The sequence below is a fragment of the Dysgonomonas sp. Marseille-P4677 genome, assembly GCF_016652235.1.
In the GTDB taxonomy this organism is placed as follows: domain Bacteria; phylum Bacteroidota; class Bacteroidia; order Bacteroidales; family Dysgonomonadaceae; genus Dysgonomonas.
This window is the reverse complement of record NZ_JAEPKU010000161.1, coordinates 1-9,099: the sequence shown is the minus strand read 5'-3', so window position 1 is coordinate 9,099 and position 9,099 is coordinate 1. Positions and strand designations below refer to the sequence as shown.

Genomic DNA, 9,099 nt, shown 5'->3' with positions numbered 1-9,099 from the left:
TATTTAATCATTTGTTACTAGTTTTGTATCTTGAAAAAGAATCCTAGTCTAGATTGTAATTAATATAATGATGCTGAAAAGAATTTTCAAGTGGCTAAAAAGAATAATTATATTTTTATTCTTATTCAGCATATTTCAAGTTATCTTATTCAAGTTTATTCCCGTCTACTACACACCTTTGATGGTATGGAACAACGTACAGCAATTGTTTTCGGGAAAAGATGTAGTATGCAAACACAAATGGGTCTCTCTAGACAATATTTCAAAAAACTTACCATTGGCTGTAGTTGCCTCTGAAGATAATCTTTTTTTAGACCATGGAGGATTTGATTTCGATCAAATAGAAAAAGCATTAAATGAGGCCGAAAAAGGCAAACGACAACGCGGAGCCAGTACAATTAGCCAACAAACAGCCAAAAATGTGTTCTTATGGTCTGGACGCTCGTATGTCCGCAAAGGACTGGAAGTATATTATACATTCCTTATCGAAAAAATCTGGGGTAAAGAACGAATTATGGAAGTATACCTCAATTCGATAGAAATGGGCGAGAATATTTATGGAGCAGAAGCTGTAGCTCAGGCTCATTTTAAGAAACCGGCAAAAAAACTTTCAGCAAGAGAAGCCGCCTTAATAGCTGCAACGCTTCCCAACCCTATAAGATTCAATTCAGCAAAACCATCTAATTATATATTAAAACGTCAGGCTAAAATACTAGACCTGATGGGAAAAGTTAATCCGGTAGACTTTGATAAAGATATAAAAGAACAGAAGCCGCCTAAAAATAAAAAAAAGAAATAATAATCGATTTTTTATATTATTCTATAAAAAAGTCTATCCCCTTCTCGTTTTCTTTTTATGTAAAGAACAAATCTACAGCTGACCACAGCAAGCAAAAAAATAAACCAACAATCTATATGTCAACAAGTTAAAACAACGACTACCTAAATATTAGAATAGAAAAACTTCTGAACCTAATCTATTTATCTATAAAAGCACTATCTTTGATATAAGAAAAGTATACCCAAAATAGGACGATTTTAAGTCTTAAATTAGATGAAAAACAAAACGCCTCAAATCTAACGATAATAATAGTATAAACACATACTACTTAAACTAACCCTGATAACCTATATATGTATGATACGATACTATTTTTTCATATTATTATTTTTCGCTCTGGGCGAGACTCTTCAAAGTCAGAACGAAAATATAGGGGCAAACAATGTCAACAGATTTAGACAAGGTTTATATTTTTTATCTCACACTGTCAGTCAGGAAGAGAGAACAGGACTTAATCTCACACCTGATGCTCCGTTATCGTTGACAGACGGATTTACGTTAGATTTCGATATCAAACTGAGAAAAGAATTTCATAGTTATGGATATGTCTTCCGTATAATAGTAAATGACACTCTTAATATTGATTTTCTTTCAAATATACGGTCTAAAGACACAAATTTCTCCCTTATAAAGAATAATGAGAAACTTCACAAAGAAGAATTAGGGGATATTACCAACTACGTGGAAAAATGGATAAATGTTCAGATAAAAATAGATGTGAAAAATCAAAAAATCTTGCATATAGCCAATGGAAACAAAACTCTTATAGAAACGAATATACCTGAAGCGAAAAAAGTAAAGATAAACTTTGGGGCTAGCGACGATAAACAGTTCTATATCACTGATGTACCACCGATGACAATTCGGAATATTCAGCTACAAGATGCTGATAACAAAGTAATCAGAAAATGGAATCTATTTAAGCACTTTCAGCACGAGGTTTATGATGAAACAAAGAATAAAAGGGCTACAGCACAAAATCCAATATGGGAAATAGATAAGCACTATAAATGGAATAAATTAATAGACTTTTCGGTTGGAGGTTATAATCCTCAAATAGCTTATAACGCAGACGACGGTATTATTTATATTTCAAAAGATAAACATTTGTACAAATACTTTCTGGAAACAAAAACCCTTGATAGTACCCTTGTCAATAAAGGACTACCCTATAATTCTATAGCAAACAGTATTATATATAACCCGATAAACAAAGAATTAATTTCATATAGTCCTGATACCGGACAATTTATTAAAAATAATTTATCCGATAATGAATGGTTCCCCAATAAAAGTTCTAGTTATAATACAATTATACATCATAATCAAGTTATAGCTCGCGACAGGAATGAACTAATAATTTTTGGAGGATATGGATATTATCGCTATAGTGCTCTCATCGGCAAACACAAACTAGATAGTACAAAGTGGGTGTTTACTGACCTATCGCAAGAAATCGCTCCTCGTTATCTGAGTAGTGCTGTATATGCGGGAGATGGAAAATTATTCGTATTAGGAGGTTACGGTAGTTGGTCGGGAAAACAAGAAGAGTTTCCTCATACGTATAATGATCTACATTTGATAAACACTGACGATCTATCATGTGAAAAAAAATGGGAGTATGAAGATAAATACTCTCATCAAGTGTACAGTAACTCAATGATAATAGATAAGGAAGCTAAGCATATATATGTCCTTGCATACAATAATAATACGAACAAATCTCATATCCAACTTAATCGTTTTGGAATAGATACACCCGATAGAACTATTTTGGGTGATACTATTCCATTCAATTTTTATGATATAGAGTCGTTTTGTAATTTATATCTGAATTCAAAAAAAAATGAGCTCATCGCAGCCATATATTATAAAGAAAAAGATAATCAAACGAAAGTTACTCTCTATTCTATTGCCTTCCCCCCATTAGCACAGGAAGATATTATTCAGCAAGCCGCAAATGATAAAATGCCTGTATGGAATATATATATAATTATATTCATTACCTTATTAATAGCCTTTATCCTCATTTATTTTCTATATATAAAGAAAAGATCAAAGAATATAAATGATTCGTTTGTCGAAACAACAAAAACAAGTACAACTGAAGATAAGAAACATATTCCTTCTATATTATTATTAGGAGGCTTCCAGGTTTTAGATAATGAAGGGCATGACATGACTAATAAATTTACGCAAGTATTGAAAAGTCTTTTTCTATTTCTTTTACTCAATATGTTGAAAAATGGTAAAGGTGTCACATCCCAACAGATAAACGAAACCCTTTGGCCTAATATGGACAGAAACAGTGCCACAAATAATAGAAATGTAAGTATCAACAAGTTGCGTATTGTTCTTAAGGATCTCCCGGGATTCAATATTATTTCAAATAAAAATGGTTATTGGTATTTGGATATTAATGAAGAAATATTTTGTGACTATGCGGAAATGCTGAACTTATCAGGTAAGATTCAACATGATAAAGATTATAGTGCCGAAACAATAAATAAAATTCTTGAATTGGGCTTACATGGCGGATTATTAGCTACGATAAACGATAAATGGATAGATAATTACAAATTAGAGTATTCAGATACAGTAAACATTACTCTTTCCGAATTAATCAGAGCATTACCGTCTAAAAAAAACCACGAACTATTATTGCGTATCGGAAACGTTATGCTTGCAATTGATAATCTTGATGAAAATGCAATAAGTATCAAATGCCATGCCCTTTATCATCTAGGGAAAAAAGGTCTAGCAAAACAATGTTATATTAATTTCTGCGACGAATATAGAAATAGTTTAGATAGCTCTCCTCGGTTGCAGTTTAACGATATGATAAAAAAAAACAGTTAGGCGATTTTCTTTCAAATCTCATGTATTAGTAGCAAACTATAGTATCTCCGCCTCTCCATCAAGACAAGTTAACCTACAATTAGATTTAATGAATAAGTTCAAGTTACACTTATTCGAATTTATTTTTCATACTGGTTCTTATAAAGAATAAGCTCTGCTTTATAATTATTGAACCTTAACCATATAAATAATACTATTCAATCTGATCTGTTCATTAAACACACTTATAGATTCCATATTGTATCTATTAGTTTTTAACAAATACACTTATTGTATTATATACAAGGAGTTTTTCTTGATTATGCCTTGCCTTATTGTATTCTGAAAGAAAATTAATTCAAAATTAATAACCTGTTAATAGGCTATATCCTATGTTAGCATCATATTCAGACTCCCTTAAATCGTGAATCAATCATTGACATAAAATGAAACAAATAATTTACAAAAGTATTAACTAAAAAACACAGCCTATGAAAAAATAATCCTCTCAAAACACAAAAAACAGTTCTTATTATGTAAACATTCACATGTAAAAGAATCTTAAAATCTGATTTATTAAAATTCATCAATGATAACAAATGAAAGTATGAGAAAACACAAAAGAAGTATTCCTTTAGAAGGACTCATGTCGCGTGAAAATATTAGGCATCTCATTTATAGAGGAATAATATTTATCACTTTATTATGCATAAATACGTGTTTCGTTTTTGCATCTGAGAATCACAATAACGTAGTACAATCACCTAAACAAGATGTAAAAAAAATTACAGGATTAATAAAAGATGTAAACAACATTCCGTTGATTGGTGTCGCTATTCAAGAAATAGGAACCAGTAATGGAACTGTAACCGATCCGGATGGTAATTTTAGTCTCAACGCTACTACAGGAGCAACTTTGCAGATTAGCTATGTAGGATATATTACACAAACTATAAAAATAGGAGACGTAAATCATTTATCAATAATATTAAAAGAGAATGTTCAAAATCTCGAGGCAGTCGTCGTAGTTGGTTACGGTACTCAGAAAAAGGCCACTCTCACAGGAGCTGTTACAGCCATTAGTGGAGATGAAATACTGACGACCAAAAACGAAAACATGGAAAACATGATTGCCGGAAAGATACCGGGAGTAATGGTTACTCAAAAATCGGGAGAGCCGGGATCTTACAATAGTGTTTTTCAAATCCGAGGTATGACAAATCCGTTATTTATCGTGGATGGAATTGCCAGTGACAATGTAAGTCGTATAGATCCTAACGACATTGAGAGTTTCTCTGTTCTGAAAGATGCGTCTGCAGCAATCTATGGAGTTCGGGCCGCAAATGGAGTTGTTCTAATTACTACTAAAAAAGGAAAACTAGGCAAAACTCAGCTCGAATATTCTGGGTCGTTCGGATGGCAACAGGGAGCAGGACTCCCTAAGACAGGGGATGCCGTAGGTTATATGACATTAATGAACGAGAATGATATAAACCAAGGCCGAATTCCATCGTATGGCGAAGATGAAATAAATGAATACCGTAATGGTCTGAAACAAAGCACTGATTGGGCTTCAATAGCGATCAATAAAACAGCTCCTCAGACACAACATAGCGTAAGTGCGACGGGAGGTTCAGAAAAAGTTACTTATTATGCCAATTTTGGTTACCTTAAACAAGAAGGTTTTTGGAAAAGTGGTAGTCTCGATTATGAACGTTTCAATATACGGTCGAATGTTACAGCACAATTAACAAAAAGATTAAAAACAGAAGTATTTCTGTCTGGTATGATGGATACAAAGAATCAACCATATAGAGATGCATGGCTGGTTTACAAATCCATCTGGACACAAGTTCCGATATGGCCTATCTATGCAAACGACAATCCCGAATACCTTTACAATGCAGCTGACGCAGATCACCCATTAGTAATAACAGACTCAGAACTTGATGGTTACCGAAAGAAAGATAACAAAATGTTCCAATCTGTTTTCAGTCTCGAATATGATATTCCTTTCGTACAAGGGTTAAAAGCAAAAGGAATGTATAGTTATAATTATTATAACTGGACAGCAAAAGAATTTTCAAAGTCTTATACACTCTACACCTATGATGCGGCTAACGATTTGTATAAGGGAAACAAAGCCCAGACACCTTCGAAACTTAAGCGTTCACTCAAAGAAAAAGTAGCGACAACGATGCAATTGCAGTTAAATTATGACCGCACATTCGCCGAGAAGCATAATGTAAAGGCATTAGCTGTATATGAAGAAGAAAGTTCGGATATGGATAACTTCTCAGCAGAACGTTTTCTATCGATGGATGCAGTAGACCAGCTGTTTGCTGGAGATGCTAAAGATCAGAAAACCGGAATGAATGCTGACGATCTATGGAAATATGCAAGAAAAGCGTTTATTGGTCGTATAAACTACGATTTTGCATCTAAGTATCTGGCTGAAGTAAGTTTTAGGTATGACGGATCATCCAAATTCGCTCCGGGTCATCAATGGGGGCTTTTCCCCGCAGGATCTGTGGGCTGGCGAATATCGGAAGAAGAATTTTTTCAAAATATTAAAGCTCTTTCTTTTATTAATAATCTTAAAATAAGATCCTCATATGGGCTTCTTGGTGATGACAGTTCTGCAAGCTATCAGTTTTTATCCGGATATAATTATCCATCTGATGGTTATGTGCAGAATGATAACTGGACAAATGCCATTGGCATGAGAGGCCTTCCTAATCCTAACATTACATGGCTTAAGGCTAAAACATTCAATATTGGTATAGATGCTAATATGTGGAACGGATTGCTGGATCTTCAAGCAGATTATTTCAACCGATATCGTTATGGTATTTATGCTAAAAGAAGTTTAAGCCTCCCAGGTACAGTAGGTGCAAATCTACCCGATGAAAATCTGAACAGCGATCAGGTGCGTGGTTTTGAGTTGGGATTGTCACACAGAAACAAAGTGGGTGGTGTAAACTATCATATATCAGGAAATGTATCTTACGCCCGTGCCACAAAGAAATTTGTAGAAAGATCAGAGAGCGGAAATTCTTACCGTGACTGGAGAAATAATGAAAACAACAGATATAGTGACATTTGGTGGGGACTAGGATACACCGGACAATTTACCAATTATACCGATATTTATAATGCTTCGATACAAGACTCGAAGGGTAACTCAATACTACGTCCGGGTGATTATCAGTATGATGATTGGAACGGAGACGGAGTAATTGACAGTAACGACGAACACCCTATTGCCATAAAAAACTATCCGAAAATCAATTATGGTATCACACTTGGAGCCGATTATAAGAATTTCGATATAGTTATGCTGTTTCAAGGTTCTGCAAAAAGCTACGTAAAATATCCGGAACAATTGGAAAAACCTCTATCATGGGGACGTAATGGCCTGGATATGTTTATGGACAGGTGGCATTTATCCGATCCTAATAATCCTGATAGTGAATGGATACCGGGTTATTATCCATCCACCAATACCGGAGAATCTACCAATTATAAGGATTCGGAAAAATCGGTACAAAACGCCAGTTATCTGAGACTAAAAACTCTAGAATTTGGTTACTCTTTACCTAAATCTACCTTAGGAAAAATAGGAATCAGCAGTATGAGACTATATTTCAGTGCATATAATTTAGTCACATTTACAGGCCTTAAATATCTGGACCCTGAACATCCAAGCGAAACCTATGGATACCTATATCCTCTAACCAAGACTTATAACTTCGGGGTAAATATTTCATTTTAAAATATAATGAACATGAAAATAAAGAATTTATTATTGATAATAACCTGCGTTCTGATTTCTTTCACTAGGTGTAATGATTTAGATCTGCCCCCGATGAATATAATTCAGGATAAAGATGTATTTAAGGTAGAATCAGGAGTTACAGCATATATGATGCGGCTTTACTACGATTTGCCGATAGAAGATTTCAGGATGACAAAGGACGGTTTTAGAGGATGGGCTAATGTACCATCAACAGGAAACTGCTCCGGGGAAATGCTTATCATTTTGAATGATATGCTTTGGGATTCACCTAGTGGAGACTGGTTTCAGAATTGGAATTATGGAGCTGTAAGAAACGTGAATTATTTTTTGAGTGAATTTCCAAATTATAAAAACAACTTCACTCAAGAGCAGGCCGATGGTTGGATAGGAGAAGCATATCTGATAAGGGCATATTATTACTTTGCTATGGTTAAACGATATGGCGGAGTTCCTATACTTAAAGAAGTGCAATATTATCCGGAACAAAGTATTGAGGAATTAAAAGTGCCACGTAACACAGAACAAGAAGTCTATGATTTTGTGATTGAAGATTTGGACAAGGCTATAGGCTTATTATCGGATAAAAGTCCTGCAAAAGGAAGAGTAAACAAGAACGTAGCCTATGCTCTCAAATCCAGAGTATGTCTATATGCGGGTTCTATTGCCAAAAACGGTAGTATGCAGTTAAATAATTTGTTAGGAATACCAAAAGCCGATGCAGCAAAATATTATAGAGCCAGCTACGACGCAGCAAAAATGCTCGAAGGAAAATATAGTCTATATAGAAAACATACTGATAAGTTTGAAAACTATTCGAAACTGTTTTTAGATGAAGATAACTCTGAAATAATATTTGCCGAATATTTTAGCTATCCGGACAAAACTCACAGTTTTGATGTAGTTAACATTCCCTATCAAATGCGTGGAGCCGAAGGATACTCAAGCCGTCTGAATCCGACTCTCGATCTTGTTGAGATGTTCGATGACGTGAATGGTAATTCAGGAGTCTTAGATATTGGTCCTGCAAATAATCCTACACGCTTCGAAAAGACAATGGATTTGTTCAAAAATGTAGAGCCTCGCCTCAGAGCTAGTGTAATACTGCCCGGCGATATCTTTAAAAATGAATCCATCGAAATACAAAAAGGTTTGTATACATCTTATCCTTCAGGGGAATTAATGACGGGAGCCGATTTCAATGCCTTATATCAAGGAAAGAACATTATAGGAAAAAGCGGTATGGGGCATCCCGAAACCACTATAACAGGATTCCTTCTTCGTAAATTTCAAGATCCATCCAAAGATAAATCACAAGTATTATTGTATAAATCTACCCAGCAATGGATCGATATGCGCTATGCAGAAGTATTACTAAACAGAGCTGAGGCTGCATTTGAATTGAATATGAAGGATGATGCCTTGAAATGTATTAACGATATTCGGGATAGAGCCGGTGCAAAATTGTATGATGCTAATCAATTAACAGAAAGCGCAATTCAAAAAGAAAGGCGAATGGAACTTGCATTCGAAAATCACACATATTGGGATTTACGCCGTTGGAGAATAGCCGATTCTTATATAAATAACAAGCAATATATGGCTCTCTCACCCTATTATATAT

Annotated in this window: 4 protein-coding genes; all 4 read left to right on the top strand. The window is 34.5% G+C overall.

The features are described 5' to 3' along the window. The first annotated feature begins 70 nt into the window (after positions 1 to 70). Positions 71 to 799, top strand: coding sequence for a monofunctional biosynthetic peptidoglycan transglycosylase (mtgA, locus tag JGH11_RS17875; RefSeq protein WP_201114073.1), 729 nt, complete (start codon positions 71 to 73; stop codon positions 797 to 799). 339 nt (positions 800 to 1,138) lie between these two features. Continuing rightward, a complete protein-coding gene (locus JGH11_RS17870; protein WP_201114072.1) occupies positions 1,139 to 3,700 on the top strand; it encodes a kelch repeat-containing protein in 2,562 nt (853 codons plus the stop codon). A 586-nt stretch (positions 3,701 to 4,286) separates the two neighbouring features. Then, positions 4,287 to 7,454, top strand: a complete 3,168-nt coding sequence (locus JGH11_RS17865) for a TonB-dependent receptor (RefSeq protein ID WP_201114071.1) — start codon at positions 4,287 to 4,289, stop codon at positions 7,452 to 7,454. Between the two features lie 93 nt (positions 7,455 to 7,547). Continuing rightward, positions 7,548 to 9,099: RagB/SusD family nutrient uptake outer membrane protein (locus JGH11_RS17860; RefSeq protein WP_201114069.1), on the top strand; the 1,552-nt coding region annotated here is incomplete at its 3' end.